This is a genomic window from Tranquillimonas alkanivorans, from assembly GCF_900115595.1.
In the GTDB taxonomy this organism is placed as follows: Bacteria; Pseudomonadota; Alphaproteobacteria; order Rhodobacterales; family Rhodobacteraceae; genus Tranquillimonas; species Tranquillimonas alkanivorans.
The window spans coordinates 99,580-119,760 of sequence record NZ_FOXA01000002.1 but is presented as its reverse complement, the minus strand read 5'-3'; the positions used below and the strand labels follow the sequence as shown (position 1 = coordinate 119,760).

General features: G+C 68.6%; 20 protein-coding genes. 6 read left to right on the top strand and 14 right to left on the bottom strand.

The window, feature by feature from the left end; translation table 11 throughout:
• Positions 1-73: 73 nt before the first annotated feature.
• The 5 genes from BM162_RS04090 to coxB all read right to left on the bottom strand — a co-directional run bounded on the left by BM162_RS04090 (position 74) and on the right by coxB (position 3,565).
• The gene (locus BM162_RS04090; protein WP_093418121.1) at positions 74-865 is read right to left on the bottom strand and encodes a cytochrome c oxidase subunit 3; all 792 of its coding nucleotides are present in this window, start codon (positions 863-865) and stop codon (positions 74-76) included.
• A gap of 27 nt (positions 866-892) precedes the next feature.
• Entirely contained in the window at positions 893-1,474 is a 582-nt protein-coding gene (locus tag BM162_RS04085; protein WP_093418118.1) for a cytochrome c oxidase assembly protein, read from the bottom strand.
• Entirely contained in the window at positions 1,471-1,653 is a 183-nt protein-coding gene (locus tag BM162_RS04080) for a cytochrome c oxidase system small membrane protein (protein WP_093418115.1), read from the bottom strand. Before BM162_RS04080 ends, BM162_RS04085 begins: the two co-directional genes overlap by 4 nt.
• Complete coding sequence (gene cyoE, locus BM162_RS04075) at positions 1,653-2,582, bottom strand: heme o synthase (protein WP_093418113.1); 930 nt, start codon at positions 2,580-2,582, stop codon at positions 1,653-1,655. Before cyoE ends, BM162_RS04080 begins: the two co-directional genes overlap by 1 nt.
• A gap of 80 nt (positions 2,583-2,662) precedes the next feature.
• Entirely contained in the window at positions 2,663-3,565 is a 903-nt protein-coding gene (gene coxB / locus BM162_RS04070) for a cytochrome c oxidase subunit II (protein WP_093418110.1), read from the bottom strand.
• A gap of 214 nt (positions 3,566-3,779) precedes the next feature.
• On the opposite strand from coxB, the gene tldD reads away from it, so the two are divergent.
• The 4 genes from tldD to BM162_RS04050 all read left to right on the top strand — a co-directional run bounded on the left by tldD (position 3,780) and on the right by BM162_RS04050 (position 10,035).
• Complete coding sequence (gene tldD / locus BM162_RS04065) at positions 3,780-5,201, top strand: metalloprotease TldD (RefSeq protein WP_093418108.1); 1,422 nt, start codon at positions 3,780-3,782, stop codon at positions 5,199-5,201.
• 135 nt (positions 5,202-5,336) lie between these two features.
• Positions 5,337-6,521 carry a DNA-processing protein DprA gene (dprA, locus tag BM162_RS04060; RefSeq protein WP_342741137.1) on the top strand — a complete coding sequence of 395 codons (1,185 nt, stop codon included), beginning with the start codon at positions 5,337-5,339 and terminating at the stop codon, positions 6,519-6,521.
• 173 nt (positions 6,522-6,694) lie between these two features.
• Positions 6,695-7,678, top strand: coding sequence for a TAXI family TRAP transporter solute-binding subunit (locus tag BM162_RS04055; protein WP_093418663.1), 984 nt, complete (start codon positions 6,695-6,697; stop codon positions 7,676-7,678).
• A 119-nt stretch (positions 7,679-7,797) separates the two neighbouring features.
• The gene (locus BM162_RS04050; RefSeq protein WP_093418103.1) at positions 7,798-10,035 is read left to right on the top strand and encodes a TRAP transporter permease; all 2,238 of its coding nucleotides are present in this window, start codon (positions 7,798-7,800) and stop codon (positions 10,033-10,035) included.
• Between the two features lie 70 nt (positions 10,036-10,105).
• On the opposite strand, the gene BM162_RS04045 is transcribed toward BM162_RS04050, so the two are convergent.
• The 8 genes from BM162_RS04045 to BM162_RS04010 all read right to left on the bottom strand — a co-directional run bounded on the left by BM162_RS04045 (position 10,106) and on the right by BM162_RS04010 (position 17,068).
• Positions 10,106-11,245, bottom strand: coding sequence for a sensor histidine kinase (locus tag BM162_RS04045; RefSeq protein WP_093418100.1), 1,140 nt, complete (start codon positions 11,243-11,245; stop codon positions 10,106-10,108).
• Positions 11,242-12,246 (bottom strand): ATP-binding SpoIIE family protein phosphatase, encoded by a 1,005-nt coding sequence (locus tag BM162_RS04040; RefSeq protein ID WP_093418098.1) that lies wholly within the window; start codon positions 12,244-12,246, stop codon positions 11,242-11,244. Before BM162_RS04040 ends, BM162_RS04045 begins: the two co-directional genes overlap by 4 nt.
• Positions 12,243-12,650 carry an ATP-binding protein gene (locus BM162_RS04035; RefSeq protein WP_093418095.1) on the bottom strand — a complete coding sequence of 136 codons (408 nt, stop codon included), beginning with the start codon at positions 12,648-12,650 and terminating at the stop codon, positions 12,243-12,245. The genes BM162_RS04040 and BM162_RS04035 overlap by 4 nt, the downstream gene beginning before the upstream one ends.
• The gene (locus BM162_RS04030) at positions 12,647-13,009 is read right to left on the bottom strand and encodes an STAS domain-containing protein (protein WP_093418093.1); all 363 of its coding nucleotides are present in this window, start codon (positions 13,007-13,009) and stop codon (positions 12,647-12,649) included. Before BM162_RS04030 ends, BM162_RS04035 begins: the two co-directional genes overlap by 4 nt.
• Positions 13,002-13,886 carry an STAS domain-containing protein gene (locus tag BM162_RS04025; protein ID WP_093418090.1) on the bottom strand — a complete coding sequence of 295 codons (885 nt, stop codon included), beginning with the start codon at positions 13,884-13,886 and terminating at the stop codon, positions 13,002-13,004. The genes BM162_RS04030 and BM162_RS04025 overlap by 8 nt, the downstream gene beginning before the upstream one ends.
• A 100-nt stretch (positions 13,887-13,986) precedes the next feature.
• Positions 13,987-15,477 carry a PhnE/PtxC family ABC transporter permease gene (locus tag BM162_RS04020; RefSeq protein ID WP_093418660.1) on the bottom strand — a complete coding sequence of 497 codons (1,491 nt, stop codon included), beginning with the start codon at positions 15,475-15,477 and terminating at the stop codon, positions 13,987-13,989.
• A 38-nt stretch (positions 15,478-15,515) separates the two neighbouring features.
• Complete coding sequence (locus BM162_RS04015) at positions 15,516-16,181, bottom strand: ATP-binding cassette domain-containing protein (protein WP_093418658.1); 666 nt, start codon at positions 16,179-16,181, stop codon at positions 15,516-15,518.
• A gap of 17 nt (positions 16,182-16,198) precedes the next feature.
• Positions 16,199-17,068, bottom strand: a complete 870-nt coding sequence (locus tag BM162_RS04010; RefSeq protein ID WP_093418088.1) for a putative selenate ABC transporter substrate-binding protein — start codon at positions 17,066-17,068, stop codon at positions 16,199-16,201.
• Positions 17,069-17,194: 126 nt separating this feature from the next.
• Here BM162_RS04010 and BM162_RS04005 point away from each other — a divergent pair, with 126 nt between their 5' ends.
• Positions 17,195-18,166, top strand: coding sequence for an SDR family oxidoreductase (locus tag BM162_RS04005; RefSeq protein ID WP_093418085.1), 972 nt, complete (start codon positions 17,195-17,197; stop codon positions 18,164-18,166).
• Positions 18,167-18,180: 14 nt separating this feature from the next.
• Here BM162_RS04005 and BM162_RS04000 read toward each other — a convergent pair whose 3' ends face one another.
• Positions 18,181-18,558, bottom strand: coding sequence for a response regulator (locus BM162_RS04000; RefSeq protein WP_093418083.1), 378 nt, complete (start codon positions 18,556-18,558; stop codon positions 18,181-18,183).
• A 431-nt stretch (positions 18,559-18,989) separates the two neighbouring features.
• Between BM162_RS04000 and BM162_RS03995 the strand changes: the two genes are divergently transcribed.
• Positions 18,990-20,021 carry a sodium:calcium antiporter gene (locus tag BM162_RS03995; RefSeq protein ID WP_093418655.1) on the top strand — a complete coding sequence of 344 codons (1,032 nt, stop codon included), beginning with the start codon at positions 18,990-18,992 and terminating at the stop codon, positions 20,019-20,021.
• Positions 20,022-20,181: the final 160 nt, after the last annotated feature.

The window sequence follows — 20,181 nt, the reverse complement described above, 5'->3', positions numbered from 1 at the left end:
CTTGTTCATCTTTTGAGTGTCCCGGCCGAGAACCACGAATTTCCTGAGAAAATCCGGAGCGCGGCGGTATCGCTCAGCCGCCCCAGATGTAGATGGAGGCGAAGAGGAACAGCCAGACCACGTCGACGAAGTGCCAGTACCAGGCCGCGGCCTCGAAGCCGACATGCTTGGCGGGCGTGAAGTCGCCCACCCGCAGGCGCAGCCAGCACACCGCCAGGAAGATCGTGCCGATGATCACGTGCGCGCCGTGGAAACCCGTCGCCATGAAGAAGTTGGCGCCGTAGATGTTGCCCGAGAAGCCGAAGGCCGCGTGCGAGTATTCGTAGGCCTGGAAGAAGGTGAAGATCAGGCCCAGCACGACGGCGATGGCCAGCCCCCAGGACATGTCCTTGCGGTTGTTCTCGTGCACCAGCGCGTGGTGCGCCCAGGTGGCCGCCGCGCCCGAGCACAGCAGGATCAGCGTGTTGATCAGCGGCAGGTGCCAGGGATCGAAGGTCTCGATCGACGGGGGCGGCCACTGGCCTTCCGAGAACTCGGCCATCGGGTACATGGCGTGCTTGAAGAACGACCAGAACCAGGCCGAGAAGAACATCACCTCGGACATGATGAACAGGATGAAGCCGTAGCGCAGGCCGATGGTCACCACCGGCGTGTGGTCGCCCTGCCGGCTTTCGTGGATGACATCGACCCACCACGCGAACATCACGTAGAGCACCACGGCGAAACCGATGAGGAACATCCACGGCCCGCTGTCGTGCATCCACAGCACGCCGCCGAAGAGCATGATGAAGGCCCCGACCGCGCCGAGGAACGGCCATATCGATGGGGGCAGGATGTGGTAGTCGTGGTTCTTCTCGTGCGCCATTGGCGTTCGTTCCCTCGTCTGGGGCCTTTAGTTGAAGTCGGAACCCGCGCCGGCCTCGGGCGCGAGCGACGCCTGCTCTTGGGGCAGGTCGATCTCGTGGAAGGTATAGGACAGCGTGATCTTGTGGATGTACTTCGCGTCACGGTCGTCCACAATCGCCGGGTCGACGTAGAAGGTCACCGGCATCTGCACCCGCTCGCCCGGCTGAAGCACCTGTTCGGTGAAGCAGAAGCAGTCGATCTTGGTGAAGAAGCCGCCCGCGTCGAAGGGGGCCACGTTGTAGCTGGCCTGTCCCGCCACCGGGCGGTCGGTGGGGTTGTAGGCTTCGTAGAAGGCCAGACCAGTTTCGCCGATGCGAATCTCGATCTCGTCTTCCAAGGGCTTGAACTCCCACGGCATGTCGCGGGCGAGCGAACCATCGAAGCGGACCCTGATCGTCTCGTCCAGAATCTCGTCCGAGCCCTGTTCGGCGACCGAGGTTTCGCCGCCATAGCCGGTCACGGCGCAGAACAGGTCGTAAAGCGGCACCGACGCCCAGGCCATGGACCCCATGAACACGATGACGCCCACCGCCTTCAGCGCCGTCTTCTGGCGCGGGTCCATGCTCATTGCGCGCCTCCCGCGCTTTGCTGAACGGCCGGGGCGTAGTCCTGCACGGGGCCTAGGTTCGTCACCTTCACCACGGTCAGCCCGAAGACCAGCGCCACGAGCCCGACGAGCACCAGCCCGAGGCCCATGTTGCGGGAGAAGCGGCGGTCGTGCAGTTCGTGTGTCACGCGGATGGTCATCAGATCACTCCCAGGCCGCGCAGGGTGGCGTCCACCAGCAGCGCGCCGAAATGCAGGAAAAGGTAGAGCAGCGAGAACTTGAAGAACCCTTTCTCGACCGCGTACTTGTCGGCCTCGGCCTGGGTCTCGTCGCGCCGCGCGATGGCGACGGCGCCTTTCAGGAACCAGGCGTTCATGAGGATTGCGCCGATCAGGTAGACGGGCCCGCCGATCGAGGTGAAGCCCAACCCCACCGCCACCGGCGCAAGCAGCGCGGTGTAGACGAGGATATGGCGACGGGTCGTGCGGCGCCCGTGGGTCACGGTCAGCATCGGCACGCCGGCGTCGTCGTAGTCCGAGCGCATGAACAGCGCGAGCGCCCAGAAGTGCGGCGGCGTCCACATGAAGATCACCGCGAACATCAGCACCGCTTCCAGCGAAATCGACCCGGTCGCCACGACCCAGCCGATCATCGGCGGGAAGGCCCCGGCGGCGCCGCCGATGACGATGTTCTGCGGAGTCGTGCGCTTGAGCCACATCGAATAGACGACGGCATAGAAGAAGATGGTGAAGGCCAATAGCGCCGCGGCGGCCCAGTTCGCCGCCAGCCCCAGCATGATCACCGAGAAGCCCGACAGCGCCAGCCCCAGCCCCAGCGCGTCACCGGCCGTAACCCGGCCCGACGGCACCGGGCGCTTGGCGGTTCGGCGCATCACTGCATCGATATCGGCATCCCACCACATGTTCAGGGCACCCGACGCGCCCCCGCCCACGGCGATGAACAGGATCGAGGCGAAGCCGACCAGCGGGTGCACGCCCACGGGCGCCACCAGCAGGCCGACCAGCGCGGTGAAGACCACCAGCGACATGACGCGCGGCTTGAGCAACGCGAAGTAGTCGCCGAAGCCGGCCTCGTACTCGGTGTCGTATGATGTCGTGACGTCGGTCATCGCAGTTCCATCCTGGGCGGCGGATCCCTGCCCGCCCCTGGGCGTGCGCGAGCGGCGGTTGCCGCCGCCCGCGATCCGTCTCACTCGGCCGAGGCGAGCTTCACGCCGGCATCGGCGCGCGGGGTGCCCGCGAAGGCTTCGACTTGCGCGTCGATCCAGGCGTCATACGCCTCCTGGCTGACGACCTTCACCGTGATCGGCATGTAGGCGTGGTCCTTGCCGCACAACTCCGAGCATTGGCCGAAATACACGCCCTCTTCCTTCGCCTCGAACCACAGCTCGGCCAAGCGGCCCGGGATGCCGTCCTGCTTCACGCCGAAGGCGGGCACGGTCCACGAGTGGATCACGTCGGCGCCGGTCACCTGCACGACGACGGTGGAGTCGACCGGCACGACCATGGCGTTGTCCACGGCAAGGCGGAACTCGTCCTCGGAATACCCCTGCTCCTGCAGTTCGGCGCGGATTTCGTCGGTGACGTAGTTCGAGCCATAGCCGATCATGAAGCTGTCATAGCCGAAGTCGTGGTCAGGGTATTCGTAGCCCCAGTACCACTGGTAGCCGGTGGCCTTCACGGTCACGTCGGCCTCGGGGATCTCCTGCTGGTCGAACAGCACCGGCAGCGAGAACGCGCCGATGAACAGCAGGATGAGGATCGGGACCAGCGTCCACGTCACCTCGATCGGGGTGTTGTGCGTGAAACGCGCGGGAACCGGGTTGCGCTTGCGGTTGTAGCGCACCAGCACCGCGACCAGCAGGCCCGACACGAACAGCACGATCGCGGTGATGATGATCAGCACGAGCCCATCGAGCGCCTGAAGATCGGCGGCCAGGTCGGTGGCGGCGGGCTGGAAGCCGGTCGCGCCGTAGTCCGGCTTGCCGATGATCGGCAGCTCGTTCATGGCATCCTGCGCCATCGCACCCTGTCCGGCGAGGCTAACAAAGGCTGCGGCCGCAAGGCCCTTGAGAGAGGTGTTGAAACGCATGTGCCCCTTGTCCTGTTCGGCATCCTGATCGGGTGTCGGCGGGCGCGCCGCCTCCGCCGGGCGCCACGCCGCGGAACGTCTCGGGACCCGCGGCAGACTCCCGTTGTGTCCGGGCCTTCTGAAACCATATTAGGCCGGAGGGAACAAGCGAAAGCGTTGCGGCATTCGGCCGCTTTCTTGATCCAGATCATACCGTCCCGGCCAGGAGCACCCCATGACAGACGCCCCCTTCCGCCCCTTCGACGACCAGCTCGACGAGCAGGCTGCGCTGGCGCATCTGCGCGACGCGGTGGCTGGCGCCGACGACGGAGAGCTGTTTCTCGAGCGGCGGCGCTCCGAAGTGATCTCTTTCGACGACGGCCGGGTGAAGACGGCGAGCTACGACGCGGGCGAGGGCTTCGGCCTGCGCGCCGTTCGCGGCGAGACGGCCGGATACGCCCACTCCACCGAGATCAGCGAGGCGGCGGTCAAGCGCGCGGTCGAGACGGCGCGGCTTGCCGTGGGCGACGGCGGCGGCACCCTGGCCGAGGCGCCGCGCGCGACAAACGTGAGGCTTTACGGCGATGCCGATCCGGTGTCCGACGCGGAGTTCCCGGTCAAGCTCGACACCCTGCGCGAGATCGACGCCTTCGCCCGCGCGCTCGACCCGCGCGTGGTGCAGGTCTCGGCCACGCTCGCCGCGTCGCTCCAGGAGGTCGAGATCCTGCGCCCCGAGGGGCTACGCGTGCGCGACGTGCGCCCGATGACCCGGCTCAACGTCAGCGTCATCGTGGAAGAGAACGGCCGGCGCGAACAGGGCGGCATGGGCGGCGGCGGCCGCTTCGGCCTGACCGACCTGATCGACAAGGCCAACTGGGAGCCTGTCGCCCGCGAGGCGCTGCGCATCGCGCTGGTCAACCTCGACGCCGAACCGGCGCCGGCGGGCGTGATGGACGTGGTGCTGGGCCCCGGCTGGCCCGGCATCCTGCTGCACGAGGCCGTGGGCCACGGGCTGGAGGGTGATTTCAACCGCAAGAAATCCTCGGCCTTCGCCGGTCTCATGGGCCAGCGGGTCGCCGCGCCCGGCGTCACCGTTCTGGACGACGGCACCATCCCCGACCGGCGCGGCTCGATCAGCATCGACGACGAGGGCACGCCCTCGGGCAAGAACGTTCTGATCGATGACGGCATCCTCGTGGGCTACATGCAGGACCGGCAGAACGCGCGGCTGATGGGGGTCGAACCCACCGGCAACGGCCGGCGCGAAAGCTTCGCCCACGCGCCGATGCCGCGCATGACCAACACCTACATGCTCAGCGGCAACGCCGACCCGAAGGACATCCTGGCCGATCTGAAGGACGGTATCTATGCGGTGGGCTTCGGCGGGGGCCAGGTGGACATCACCAACGGCAAGTTTGTGTTCTCCTGCACCGAGGCTTACCGCGTGAAGGACGGCAAGGTCGGCCGCCCAGTCAAGGGCGCCACGCTGATCGGCGACGGCGCGACGGCACTTCAGAAGATTCGCGCCATCGGCAACGACATGACGCTGGACCCGGGCATCGGGAACTGCGGCAAGGCCGGACAGTGGGTGCCGGTGGGCGTAGGCCAGCCGACCCTCATGATCGGCGGCCTGACCGTGGGCGGCAGCGCGGCCTGAGCGGGAACGCGGCGGGCCGGGGACGCCCCGGAGGCAAAAAAACGGCGGCGGGGAAAATTTTGTCGCCGACGCTAACCTGGCCTTAACCACCCCGGCCCCACCTTGGCTCTGCAAGCGGACGGAGCCAGTGAGGCCTTGGATTTAATCCCTTCCCCACCCCTCACCCCACCCCCCTCAGAGGAAGAACGGTTTGACTGGCTCCGTCTCTTGCGCTCACGCCGCGTCGGCGTGAGCACCTTTTTCCGGCTGATGCGCGAATACGGCAGTGCCGCCGCCGCGCTGGAAGCCCTGCCAGAGGTCGCCCGCGCCGCCGGCGTCGACAAATACACCCCCTGCCCGCCCGAGGTGGCCGAGGCGGAGTTTAGGGCCGGGCGCCTGGCCGGCGCCACAATGATCTGCTTCGGGGACCCGGCCTATCCCGCCCGCCTGACCGACCTGTCGGACCCGCCGCCCATCCTCTGGGCGCTCGGCGACGCCGGGCTGCTCGACCGCCCGGCCGTGGCGCTTGTCGGCGCGCGCAACGCCTCGAGCCTTGGCACCCGCATCGCACGGCGGCTGGCCGAGGAACTGGGCGCGAAGGGCTTCGTCATCGTGTCCGGGCTGGCCCGCGGCGTGGACGCCGCCGCCCATACCGGCGCGCTGGGCGGCGGCACCATTGCGGTCATGGCCGGGGGCGTCGACGTCGTCTATCCGGTCGAGAACGCGGTGCTGGCGCAGGAAATCGAGGCGCGCGGCCTGCGCTTGTCGGAACAGCCGATGGGCCTGCAACCGCAGGCGCGCCACTTCCCCCGCCGCAACCGACTTATCTCGGGCCTGGCACGGGCGGTCGTGGTGGCCGAGGCGGCGGCGAAATCGGGCAGCCTTCTGACCGCGCGCGACGCGGCCGACCAGGGCCGCGACGTGCTGGCGGTGCCGGGCCACCCCTTCGATGCGCGCGCGGCCGGCTGCAACCTGTTGATCCGCGACGGCGCGACGCTGGTGCGCGGCACCGAGGACGTGATCGAGGCGCTGGGTCCCCTCCCGCACCCGCAGGAACAAGCCGAAATGCCGCTGATCGAAGAGGAGCCACCGCGGGCCTCGGCAGCGACGCCTCCTTCCGAAGACGAAAAGACCGGTAAGAAGAAACCCCGCAAGAAGGAGGAGATCGCCGCGCTCCACCGGCAGATCCTCGACCGGCTCGGGCCCAGCCCGCTGGCGGAGGACCAGCTCATCCGCGATCTCGGGCTGGCGGCGGGCGACGTGACGCCGCAACTCGTGACGCTCGAGATCGAAGGCCGGATCGAACGGCAACCAGGCGGTCTGCTCACGCGGCTGCACTAGCCGGCCCGACGCTGTGACCGGCGCCTGCACGTGCGAAGAACCGTCTGCTACGCCGCCTCGCCAGTCCGCGAAACCGGCAACGGCTTGCCAATCCTTTCGGGCGACTTAAGGTTGGCACCCATCGCGGCAGGAAGATGCCGCGCCAAAGGAACGGGAGGAAATTCCTAATGAAAATGTTCTTCACCTCTGCCGCCGCCTGCGCCCTGATCGCGGGTGCCGCGCACGCGGAACAGCACGAGATGGACCGCGAGGGCTGGCCAGAAAGCTTCACCGTGGGCACCGCCAGCCAAGGCGGCACGTACTTCGCCTACGGCTCGGGCTGGGCGAACCTTGTCGCGGACGAGCTTGGCATCTCGGGCGGCGGCGAAGTCACCGGCGGCCCCATGCAGAACATGGCGCTGGTGCATACCGGCGACGCGGCCTTTGGCATGACCACCATGGGCCCGGCCGCAGAATCTCTGGCCGGCGAAAACCCGATCGCGCCGGGCCTCGAGATGACGAATGCCTGCGCCATGTTCCCGATGTACCAGACGCCGTTCTCGGTGACGGCCCTGTCGTCGTCGGGCATCGAGTCAATCGACGACATCCCCGAAGGCGCGCGCATCGGCTTCGGTCCCGCTGGTTCCACCTCGGACACCTACTTCCCGCGGATGATGGACACGCTGGGCGTCGAGTACGAACGGCGCAACGGCGGCTGGTCCGACCTGGGCGGTCAGCTTCAGGACGGCCTTCTGGACGTGATCGCCTTCGCGGCCGGCGTGCCGGTCCCGGCGGTCAGCCAGCTCGAGGTGCAGACCGACGTGAACATCATCGAGTTCACCGAGGAAGAGCAGCAGCAGATCCTCGACAACTTCCCGGTGTCGGAGTTCGAGATCCCGGCCTCCACCTACACCACGCTGGAAGAGCCGGCGCGCTCGGTGTCGATGTGGAACTTTGCCATTGCCAACTGCGACCTGCCGGAAAGCTTCGTCAACGCAGTGGTCGACGTGGTGATGTCGGACAACGAGCGTATGGTGAACATCCACCGCGCCGCCCAGTCGACGGTGCCCGAGAACTGGGACAAGAACACCGTCCTTCCCTGGCATCCCGGTGCCGCGCGCTGGTTCGAAGAAAATGCCGGTGCCGATATTCCGGACGACATGATCCACGGAAACTGATTTTCGCGGCATAGCCGTGGCAGCGGGTCGCGTTCCATCCGGGACGCGGCCCGTTCTTTAACTGGCGCGATGCGCGCCGCGCTCATAATGTGAACAAAACGAGCGACAGGGGACCGACCATGACCGCCCGCGAACCCGATCCCATGGATCTCGCCATCGCCGACGGCGTCGACGACGAGGCGATCGAGACCAATCGGAGGCTATACCAGGGCTGGCGCTTCTATGCCGTCAGCGCGCTCGCCACCATCTATGCCGCGTTCCACATGGCGGCGCTGAACGGCGTTTCGATTTCGGACTGGACGGGGATCGAGATCCCGTTCCTGCCGACCTTCCCGATGGAGACATGGAACTTCCGCATCGTCCACGTGGCCGGCGCGCTGTTTCTGGGCTTCATCCTCTTCGCCTCGACCGCCTTCGACGACGAGCGCGAGGTGCGCGAGAGGCCGGTGCTGAACTGGCTTGCCGTGGCGCTGATGCTTCCGGCCCTGTTCTCGCTGGGGGCCGCCATCTGGTTCGCCTTCCAGATCGCGGGAGGGCTGACCTGGAACGGCATCGACGCGACCATCCAGTTCTGGGAAATCTGGTATTTCGGCGTGCCGCTGATGGTGGCCACGGCGGGCGGGATCGTCCTGTCGTGGTTCCACCGCCGCCGGCGCGACGCGGTGGCGCCCACCGACCTTCTGCTGGGCGTCTGCGGCTTCGCCGTCGCGGCTTACCTGATCACCATCTACGGCACGCTGATGCGCAACTCGACGGGCACGCCCTTCGCGCCCATCGGCATCTCGCTCGCCGCGCTGGCGGGCACGCTCTTGATCATGGAGCTGACGCGGCGGGTCGCGGGCCTTGCGCTCGTCATCATCGCGACGGTGTTCCTGGCCTACGTCTTCCTCGGGCACTACCTGCCCGGTTTCCTGAACTCGCCCGAGATCGGCTGGGCGCGGTTCTTCAGCCAGGTTTACACCGACGCAGGCATCCTTGGGCCCACGACGGCGGTCAGCTCGACCTACATCATCCTGTTCATCATCTTCGCCGCCTTCCTGCAGGCGTCGAAAGTCGGCGACTACTTCGTCAACTTCGCCTTCGCCGCCGCCGGGCGCGCCCGCGGCGGGCCGGCCAAGGTGGCGATCTTCGCCTCCGGACTGATGGGGATGATCAACGGCACGTCGGCGGGCAACGTGGTGGCGACCGGGTCGCTCACCATCCCCCTGATGAAGAAGGTCGGCTACAAGAAGCAGACCTCGGGCGCGGTCGAGGCCGCGGCCTCGACCGGCGGACAGATCATGCCGCCGATCATGGGTGCCGGCGCGTTCATCATGGCCGAGATCACGGGCATCCCCTACACCGACATCGCCATCGCGGCGATCATCCCGGCGGTGCTTTACTTCGTGTCGGTCTATTTCATGGTCGACTTCGAGGCGGCGAAGCTGGGCATGCGCGGGATGCGCGACGACGAGCTGCCGCGCGTCAAGACGATGGCCAAGCGGGCCTTCCTGTTCCTGCCCATCATCATCCTGATCGCCGCGCTGTTCATGGGCTACTCGGTGATCCGGGCCGGCACACTCGCCACCATCTCGGCGGCGGTGGTCAGCTGGCTGACGCCGTACCGGATGGGGCTGCCGTCGATCGTCAAGGCGTTCGAACTGGCCGGCATCATGTCGATCCAGATCATCGCGGTCTGCGCCTGCGCGGGCATCATCGTAGGCGTGATCTCGCTGACCGGGGTTGGCGCGCGGTTCTCGAACCTGCTGCTGGGGCTTGCGGGCGTCAGCCAGCTTCTGGCGCTGTTCTTCGCCATGTGCATCGCGATCCTGCTGGGAATGGGCATGCCCACCACGGCGGCCTATGCCGTGGCGGCCTCGGTCGTCGCTCCGGGCCTGGTGGAGCTTGGCATCCCGACGCTGACGGCGCACTTCTTCGTCTTCTACTTTGCCGTCCTTTCGGCCATCACGCCGCCCGTGGCGCTGGCCTCCTACGCCGCGGCCGGAATTTCGGGCGCGAACCCGATGGAGACGTCGGTCGCGTCGTTCAAGATCGGCATCGCGGCCTTCATCGTCCCGTTCATGTTCTTCTACAACTCGGCGATCCTGATGGAGGGCACGTGGTTCGAGGTGCTGCGCGCGGCCGTCACGGCGACCGTGGGCGTATTCCTCCTGTCGGCGGGCGTGCAAGGCTGGTTCCTGGGCGGTCGCGCCGCCTGGTTCGTGCGGGTCGGCCTGATCGCGGCGGCGCTCTTCATGATCGAGGGCGGCTGGACCACCGACTTGATCGGCATCGGTCTGGCGGCGGCGGGCTGGCTGGTGCAGCGCGTGTTCCACCCCGACCCCGACGCCCGGCTCGAGGTCAAGGGCGCCGACTGAAGCGATCGGCGGCGGGCAAGGCACCCGCCGCCGGACCGCGCTTTCGGGGGATGGCCCCTCGCAGGCTGGCCTATTCCAGCGCCATGAGTTCCGTGTTGAACCGCATCACGACATGCAGGCCGCCGGCGCTTTCGGTCGTCAGCGTGCCGCCGTGCTTCTGCACCATCGAGCGCACCATCTGCCAACCCAGCGAACTGGACCGCTCGGGGCGTTCGGCATCGGCGGGCAGGCCGATGCCGTCGTCCCACACATCGAGGATCAGGTCGCCGTTCTCGCGCCGGCAGGCGATGGTGATCCGCCCCTTGCAACGACCGATGAAGGCGTGCTTGCAGGCATTGGTGATCAGCTCGCCCGTCACCAGGGCCAGGTCCACCGCCGGGCTGCTGCCCATGCGCACCGGGTCGCCCTCGACCGAGATCTCGACGCTCAGATCCGCCGTGGCGAAGGCGCTGCGGGTCTGCATGGCCACCTCGCGCAGCAGAGACAGCAGCTCGACCGTGTTCGCCGCGGCCGTGGTCTGAAGCTGGTCGTGCACCTTGGCGATGGCGCCCACGCGGCCCTCGAGATCGCGCAGCACCGCCTTCGTCTCGTCCGAGGCCGAGGCGTTTCGGCTGAGCCGCATCAGCCCCATGACGAGGCTGAGGTTGTTCTTGGTGCGGTGGTGCACCTCGGCCATCAGCATGTCGCGCTGTTGCAGGGCGTCCAGCAACTCACGGTTCTGCCGGGCCAGAAGCTCGGCCGGGTTGTCGCGATCCAGCCGCGCGACCGCCTCGGTGATCTCGCGCACGAACTGCGCCTGCTGCCGTTCGGGTAAAGACGTGCGGAAGGCGGCGGTGACGCGCGTGCCCTCGTGTCCGGTCTGGACGTCGAAGCGTCCCGCCATCCGGTAGACGCCGCGCAGCCCCAGGCCCAGGCCCTGACCGCTGGTGGGCGGCTCGCCCTCCAGATAGCGCTGCGGGTCACGGATGCCGGGGCCCTGGTCCACCGCCTCGATCACCAGGTCCAGTCCGCCGCCATGCTTCGACAGGAACAGGCTCACCCGTCCGCCCGAGGCATGGTCGATCATGTTGCGACCCAGCTCGAGCAGGGCGGTGACGATGCGTGTGGCCGCGAAGCCCGAGAAGCCGGCGCCCGCGACGACCGCTTCGCCCACGGTGCGCAGACGGACGATGTCGCGGTCGTTCTCGACCTTCAGCGTGACGATTCTCATGGACGCGCCGCCCCTGTCACCTGCGCCACCGCAACGCAGGCATCGTCGCGTCCGCGGTTGAGATCGCGCATCAGCGTCGCGGCCACCACGGCCGGGCTCTGGCGCATCAGGGACCGCATCGGCCCGTCTTCGCGCACGGTCGAGATGCCGTCGGAGTGCAGTATCAGAAGATCACCGGGGACGAGCGCGCGGTTCTCGTCGTTGGCCCTGCGGCTTTGCCCGCCGACGCGGCCCTCGCGGCTGATGAGCCGGGTGATCTGGCCGTTCTGCCCCGCCACCAGGGCCGAGATATTGCCGATCCCGGCATAAGTCAGTCGCCCGTCCGCCGCCTCGACCCGCGCCAGGCCGGCGACCGAGCCGCGGGTGCCCGCCAGCCGCGACGAGATACGCGCCAGCGCGTCGCCCGGCTCGGGGGTCGAGATATCCTCGAACGCCTCCAGCGCCTCGCGCGCGGCGGCTTCGGCGCGCCGCCCGTGGCCCAGCCCGTCGATCACCAGCAGTTCGAGCGCGCCGTCGCGGTTGCGCGCGGTCCAGGCGTCGCCGCAGGCGAATTCGCCCGGGTGGTTCGACAGGAAAGCGCCCAGCTCGACGCCGGCAAGCTGCCGCGCGCCGGTGCCGAATTCGCAGACGATGACGGTGCCCTGCCCCGGGATCGAGTGGATCGCGAACCGGTCGGCGAGGCGCTGCATCGCACCCAGCCCCGTCCCCGCGGAACCGGCCGTCGAGACGCCGTCACGCAGCGCATCCTCGGTGTCGGGGATCCCGCTGCCGGTGTCGACCACGGCCAGCGACAGCCACCACCCGGCATCGGCGGGCACGCCCTGCAACAGCACTCGACCCCCGCCGGCATGCTTGAGAAGGTTCGTCGCCGCCTCGGACGCGACGATCGCCGCCTTCTCGACACGCGTTTCGTCGAGTTCCAGCCGCTCGGCGAGCGCACGCGCCTGCCTGCGGCATTCCGCGACGCCGCTGGGCTCCGATATCTCGATGACGTGTTTCAAAGTGCCGACACCAGCCTCACTTCAAGCCCCCCCGAGGGGCGGTTGCTGATTTCGAAGATATCGACCAGGCGCCGCGCACCGCCAAGCCCCTTGCCCATGCTTCCCGCCGTCGTGAACCCGTCCCTCATCGCTTCTTCTATGTTCGGGATACCGGCCCCCTCGTCAATGCAACGCACCCCGATGCGCGTCGGTTTGCGCAGAATCTCGATGTCCAGCCAGCCGCCGCCGCCATGGTCGACGCAGTTGCGCGCGACCTCGCTGACCGCCGTGACGAAGCGCACTTTGCGCAGGGCCCGCGCGCCCAGCTCGTCGCAGACCTTCGACACGGCGTAGCGGGCCGACGCGATGTCCCGCTCGCGGTCCAGCGATACCGTCTTGACGACTCCGGATCGGAGGGCGTTCACGCCAGCCCGTCCCTCCGCAACCGCCGCAGCGCGTGCGACAGGCTGAGGGCCGTCTTGCTGCCCGACAGGTCCATCCCCAGCTCGACCAGCGTCATTGCCACCGCCGGGCGCATGCCGACGACGTAGGTCTCGGCTGCCAGCAGGCGCGCCATCGACGACAGCTGCGCCAAGACGCGGCCCACGAAGGTGTCCACGATCTCGAGCGCGGCGATGTCGATGACCACCCCGCGCGCGCCCTCGGCCACGATGCGGTCCGACAGCTCTTCCTGCAGGTTCATGATCTCGGTGTCCGTTATGTTGTCGCGGATCGCGACCAACAGCACCCTCTCGACCAGATAGACCGACGCCGCCTCAGCCACGGTCGGCGTCCCCTCGCCGTTCGATCGAAAAGCCGACCTTGCGGAAGGCGTCGGACAGCGCCGCGCGGATCGTCGGGCGCGTCGTCACCTCGCCCACGTCGACGCCGAGTTCGACCATGGTCTGCGCGATCTTGGGACTGATGCCGCTGATGATCGCCTCGGCCCCCATCAGCCGCACCGCCGCCGCGGTGCGCAGCAGGTGCTGGGCGACCTGCGTGTCGACGACGCGCACGCCGGTGATGTCGACGATGACCACCTCGGCGCTTTCCTCGACGATCGAGTTCAGCAGGTTCTCCATCACCTCCTGCGCACGGACCGAGTCCAGCGTGCCGATCAGCGGGATGGTCAGTACCCGGTCCCAAAGCTGCACGACCGGCGTCGACAGCTCCATCATCTCGGTGCGCTGCCGCTCGATGATCTGGTCGCGCTCGGCGATGAAGTGCTCGTTCGTGTGCATCGCCACGGCGTCGAGCAGGCGGCTGAACTCGGTGATCTCCTCGATCAGCTTGTCCGGCGCGGCCTCGAGCTTCTGGCGCAGGCGCGCGAAGACAGGCTGCTTCAACGCCAGAACGAAAGTCGCCATTTCCGACGGCGACACCCCACGCTCGACCCGTTCGTGGGTCACCTCCTCGAGCGCGGCGCGCAGGCCGGCCCAGGGTTCGGCCTCGAGGTTCAGCGTCCGCTGGTCGTCGGCCGCGTCGATGCCGTCGCCCAGGCCCCGCAGGAGCTCGCCCAGCTGGCGGCGGCTTTCGCGATCGGAAAACAGGTCGGGACGGCGCACGCCCTCGGCCTTCTGCGTCTCGAGCCAGGCGCTCAGAAGCTCGTCGAACTCCTCGCGAAGTATCGCCAGGACCGTTTCGAGGCTGGTTCTCGTCATGGGGCACCCCTTATCTCACCGACAGTTGCGTAGCACCGCAGGTCGGGTAAGGAAAGGCAGAGGGCCGAGCCGCCGTAACGGAAGCCTTTCACCGCAGGTGTCACTCTTCGTGCAACACCTGTTTTGCACCGGGCGCATGCGCCAACCGCATGCGGCGCCGCAGGTGCGTGGACAGGGTGTCGATGGCCAGCGTCAGCCCGCCCATCGCCAGAAGCAGGGCCACCGCCCGGTCGATACGCAGGGTCTGGATCGCGGCATCGACGTGAAAGCCCAGCGTGGCCACGCCGATCAGCCCGAAGATGGCGCTGTCGCGCACGATGATCTCCCACCGGTAGAGGCACAGCGCCAGGAAGCTCGCGAACTGCCGCGGCAGAAGCTCGTAGCCCCACAGCACCGATCCGCGCGGCGCGTCGGGCCTGAGGTCGGCGCACAGTCCCTCGGCCTGCCGCCCCATCAGGTGCGCCATGATTGCCCCGTTATGCACGGCGAGCGCCAGGATCGCCGGCAGCATCGAGGGGCCGAAGAGCTGAAGCAGGATAAAGGCCAGCATGTATTCCGGGATCGAGCGGCCCAGCACCAGCAGCGCGTGGCCCGCCAGCGCACCCGCCCGGCCCGTCACGCGCGGCACGATCAGCGGAAAGCCCACGACGGCGATGAGCGCGGCCAGCGCCAGCGCCACCTGCGACAGGATCATCGTGGTCCAGACGCCGGGCGCGATCTGCTCGACGCCCAGCCGCCACAGCCAGCCGGCGAAGTCGAGCCATCCGGTCAGGGTTGCCCAGCCGCCGCTGCGCAGCGGCGCAGGCACGATGTCGTGGGTCACGAAGCGCCACAGGACGCCCGCCCCGGTCGGCGGCGTCTCGACCCGCGAAAGCAGCCAGGCCGAGACGGCGACGTAAACCGGGACCAGCGGCCAGCGCATCCACAGCCGCAGCGGCAGGATGAGCGCCAGGAACACCGCCAACACCGCCGCCGCCTCGCCGTAATGAGCCTGCCGGAAATAGCTCTCCAGCAGGAAGCCCAGAGTCGGCAGCCCGATGAAGCCCAGCACGGCCGACGACCGCAGCCCGCACTCCAGCCGGTAAAGGACATAGGACCGCATCTCGCGCAGCGCGAGCGGCAGGCGCGCGAAGACCAGCGCCGACAGCCGCGGGCTGCCGCGGGGCAGCGCACGGGCGGCGGCGGGGTCGGCCTCTTCCAGGTACTCGGCAAAGACCTTGGCGAAGATGCCGGCATAGGGCAGCCCGATGGCAAGCACCCCGGTCAGCGGCGACAGGCCCGTCACCTGCATCAGCAGCAGCGCCCAGAACAGCTCGTGTATGGCACGAACGGCGATGCACAGGTGGCGCAAGGGCCGCAGGTGGTAGAATGGGGCCAGCACCAGCCCCGCCGCCGCGCCCCCGAACACGCCGCAGAAGGCGAAGGCCAGCGTGAGCGCCGCCGCCTCGGCCAGCGCCGGAAGGTCAGCGAATGAGGGCGAAAGCAGGCCCGTCCCGATCCGCCCCAGCGTCTGCCACGGGTCGGGCGCGAGCAGCCGCAGATCGGCAAGCCAGAGCGCCGCGAGCGTCGCCAACGCGAAGCCCAGCAGCATGCTCCGGCGGCCGAGCCGGCGGCGGTCGGCCCGCGCCTTCACCGGCGATAGAGCGCGGCGATCTCGTCGTCCGAGATCTCCGCCACCGACTTGTCGAAGGCGACGCCACCGCCGCGCAGACCCACCACGCGGCTTGCCAACCGCAGCGCGGCCGCCGTGTCGTGAAGCGCCAGCACCACCGTCGGAAACCGCTCGCCCAGCGCGTCGAGCAGCGCCGCCCCGTGCGCCGGGTCCACCGCGCTTACCGGCTCGTCCGCAAGCGCCACGTCGCCGCCCCTGAACAGCGCGCGGGCCAGCGCGGTGCGCTGCCGCTGTCCCCCCGACAGCGTCTCGACCGCGCGCCGGTCGAGCCCGGCCAGCCCCACCCGGTCGAGCCACGGCGCCACGGCCCGCCTTTCGCGCGCGAAGGGGCGGACGAGGTTGGCAAGGTTGTAGGCAGTGCCGTGGTCGTCGAGCCGGCCCATCCAGGCGTTCAGGTGTACCGAAAGCTGCGGCACCAGCCCGTGATCCTGCGGCACCAGCGCCACGCGCGGGCCGCCGCGCCCGGTCTCGAGCCGCTCGCGCAGCGCGCCGATCAGAGTCGACTTGCCCGCGCCGCTGCGTCCCAGCAGCACCAGCCGCTCGCCCGCCCGCAACTCGAGCCGCACGTCGCGCAGCACGGGCTTGCCCTGCCAGGCCAGCGTCTCGCCGTCGATCCGCGCCATCGGCGCCGCGCCATCCATCAGTCGATCAGGTCGAGCTCGCGCGCGGTGTCCTCGATCGGCACGTAAAGCGCGTTGTCCGCCGGAATGAAGGCCGAGCGCGGGAACGAGGCCAGAAGGTCCGGGTCGTCCATGTCGACCAGCGCCGACTGTACCCGGTCGGCGAATCCCTCGCCCCAGCGCGCATCCACGTCGCCGCGGATGGTCCAATTGTAGTCGGGGTACGGCGGCGTCTTCCAAACGACCTTCGCCGTCTGGACCTCGGGCGCGCCCTCCTCGACCGCCTGTTCATAGACGGTGTAGTTCAGCGCGCCCAGCTCATAGGCGCCCGAGGCGACCAGCCGCAGCGTCTGCCCGTGATCGCCCGAAAAGCCAACGTCCGGGAACAGCTCATTCGGCGCCTGCTCCGTCTGCTGGTGAATGTGGTACTCGGGCATCAGCCGGCCCGAGGTCGAGGTTTGCGCGCCGAAGGTGAATCGCAGCCCAGCGACCTCCTGCGGAAACGTCTCGCTCTCTTCCAGCCCGGTAGCTTCGTGCGCGATGAAATAGGTGACGAAGGCCTCGTCCTCGGCCCCCTGCGCGATGGCGCGCGACCCGGGCACCGCCTGCCGCGCCTGCACCCCGGACAGTCCGCCGAACCAGGCCAGCTGAATCTGGTCGTTGCGGAAGGCGGTGACGGCGGCGGCGTAGCTTTTGACGGGGATGTATTCCACCGGCACGCCCAGCTCGTCCGACAGGTAGTCCGCCACCTTGCCGAACCGCTCGGTCAGCCGCGTCTCGTCGTCGTCGGGGATCGCCGAGAAATACACTGTCGGCGCGTCCTGCGCGGATAATGCGCCGCCGGACAGGGTGGCGACGGCGGCGAGAAGGGCGGCGGCGAGGGGGCGCATGCTGGGGCTCCGCTTTGGTGTTGTCGGGCCGGGTCTAGCGGCTGCGGCCAGCGCATGCCATAGCCGGCGGAACCGGGCCCGCGCCGCTCCGGTTGGGCCCCTGGCAGCAGGAACAGGAGGCGGACCATGACGCAGGCGGCGCGCACGGCCATCGTTCTGGGCGGCAGCGCGGGCGTTGGGCGGGCCGTCGTCGACCGGCTGGTCACCGAGGGCTACGCCGTCGGCGTCGTGGCCCGCGACCCGGATCGCCTGCGCCTGATCGAGCACGAATACGAGGCCGGCCAAGTCTCCGCCACGCCCGCGGACGTGGCCGATGCGGCGGCGCTCGCCGCGGCGGTCGAAACGCTGGTGGCCCGCCTGGGCCCGCCCGAGGTCTGGGTGAACGTGGCGATGGTCACCGTCTATGCCCCCTTCGACCAGATGACGCCCGAGGAGTTCGAGCGCGTGATCGACGTCACTTTCCTGGGCCAGGTCAACGGGACGCGCGAGGCGCTGCGGCACATGAAGCGGGGCAACATCGTCAATATCGGCTCGGGCCTCGCCTATCGCCCGATCCCCATCCAGTCCGCCTATTGCGCCGCCAAGCACGCCATCAACGGCTTCACCGGCGCCGTGCGCTCCGAGGTGCTGCGCGCCGGGAGGCCCATCGCGTTGTCGCTCGTCCAGCTTCCGGCGGTGAACACGCCGCAGTTCGACTGGGCGCGCAACAAGATGAGCCAGAAGCCGCAGCCCGCGCCGCCGATCTATCAGCCCGAGGTCGTCGCCGAGGCGGTGATGAAGGCGATCCGCACCGATGCCCGCGAGCTGCTGATCGGGGTGTCGACGCTGAAGATGCTGTTCGGGCAGGCCACCCTGCCCGGCTGGCTGGACTGGAAGATGGCGCGCGAGGGGCCGGGCATGCAGAAGTCGGGCGAGCCCGAGCCGGGTGGCCGCCCCGACAACCTGATGACGCCGGTCAGCCTGCCCCCGAACGCACGCGGGCGCTTCGGCGACGGCGCACGCGACAGCGGGCTGATCGTCGACGCCGGAGTGGTGCGCAAGGCAATCTATGGCGGCGGGCTGGTCGCCGTCTTCCTGCTGGGACTGCTGCTGGGCTGACCCGCGCGGGCGGCTCAGTGCGGCGCGGCGACATCCTTCGCGGTGAGGTTGCGCAACAGGGCTCCGATGCGGCTGAGATCCGCCGGTTTCTGGATCAGGTGGCAGTCACGCAGCGACGCCGGGCGCTCGCGCCCCTCGCGTCCCGTCAGGAACACCACCGGAAGCCCCTTCTTGCGCAGGCATTCGGCCAGCGCGAAGGTCGTCTCGCCCCGAAGCTCGATGTCGAGCAGGGCGATGGTCGGGCGGCGATCCCTGATGCTGCTCAGGGCCTGGCTGACGGACGCGGCCGGGCCCATCACGGTCCATCCCGCATCCTCGAGCTCCGCCTGGAGATCGAGCGCAATCACGGCCTCGTCCTCGACAATGAGGACGCTTGCGTCTTCGGCAGCCATCTATCCCTCCATTCCCCCACGCGGCAGAGCCATCGCTATACGATAGGCTAGATCATCCCGACGGCCGCGTTAAGGAAAATTGCGCCTGGATTGGATGATCATGCACGCGGATAAGCCCGAGGATGTCATATTGAGCGGGTTTCCGCCAGCGGTGCATCCCGGCGATTCCTCGCCCGGGACCGGGTGAGCCGGCCAAGGCGCGACGACGACGCGCGGGCGGTTTCCCTCTGCCGGACTGGCGTGCTCTGGGTGCCCGCAACCGCCGCGCGCCGGGACGCGGCAGCGTCATGCCCGCCGCGATCAGGACGTGCGCTGGCGGACGATCGTCAGTGGCAACCGCTGGATTCATCGACGACACCGGCAACAGCAGCATGTTCCTATGCAACGAAGCCGGCGCGCAAGGCGTTGAAGCGCGAAAGGAAATTGCAGGCATGTTCTCTTCGCTCCCGCTCGCCGCGCTGATGGGCATCTTCGCGGCCGCCGCTCTCGTCATCCTGTTGTGCGGCACGCGGCTGACCAACCTCGCCGACCGGCTGGCCGACCGCACGGGCTTCGGCGAGGCCTTGGTCGGCGGCGTGCTGCTGGGCGCGGCGACGTCGCTGTCGGGTACCATCGTTTCGCTGACCGCGGCGCTCGACGGGCGCGCCTCGCTCGCGTTTTCGAACGGGATCGGGGGCATCGCGGCGCAAACCGCGTTCCTGGCCGTGGCCGATACCGTCTATCGCCGCGCGAACCTTGAACACGCGGCGGCCGAGCTTGCCAACGTTTTTCAGGGTGCACTCCTGATGCTTCTGCTGGCCCTGCCCGTGGCGGCCTTCACCGCGCCCGAGGTGGCGATCGCCGGCATCCATCCCGTCTCAATCCTCCTGCTCGCGATCTATGCCGGCGGGGTCGTGGCCTCGAACCGCGTGCGGCAAGAGCCGATGTGGAAACCCGTGAACACCGGCGAGACCTCGCCCGACGAACCCGACGAGGAGGAAGAGAGCCGCCGCAACACCGTGATCCTGCTGGCCACTTTCGCGGGCCTGATGCTCCTGATGGGCGTGGCGGGCTGGGCGATCGCCAAGGTGGCGAGCGTCCTGACCGACCGCTACGGCTTGTCGGCCTCGCTCGTGGGCGCGCTGATGACGGCGGTGGTGACCTCCCTGCCCGAGCTGGTCACCACGCTGGCCGCCGTGCGGCGCGGGGCGCTGCAACTCGCCGTGGGCGGCATCATCGGCGGCAACACCTTCGACACCCTGTTTCTGACGATTTCGGACGCGGGCTACCGCGATGGCTCTATCTATCACGCGCTGCAGAAGGCCGACTATTTCTGGCTGACGACGGGCATGATCATGACCGCGATCCTCGTGCTCGGGCAGCTTTATCGCCAGAAGGAGGGGCCGGCGAATATCGGCCTGGAAAGCGCCGGTATCCTCGGGGTCTACGCCGTGGCGATCCTGGTGCAGGGCGTGTTCATGTGACGCCCGGTCGACGGGCCCTTGCGAGGCGCATCGCCCGACTGGATTGGCACGCGCATGATGAGCAGCCACGGAAGCGCCGTCCCCATCGGCCGAAAAGCCGGGCGTGATGGTGATGGGCGGCTTCCAGCGGCAACAGCGGGGCGGCCAGCGAATGCTCGGG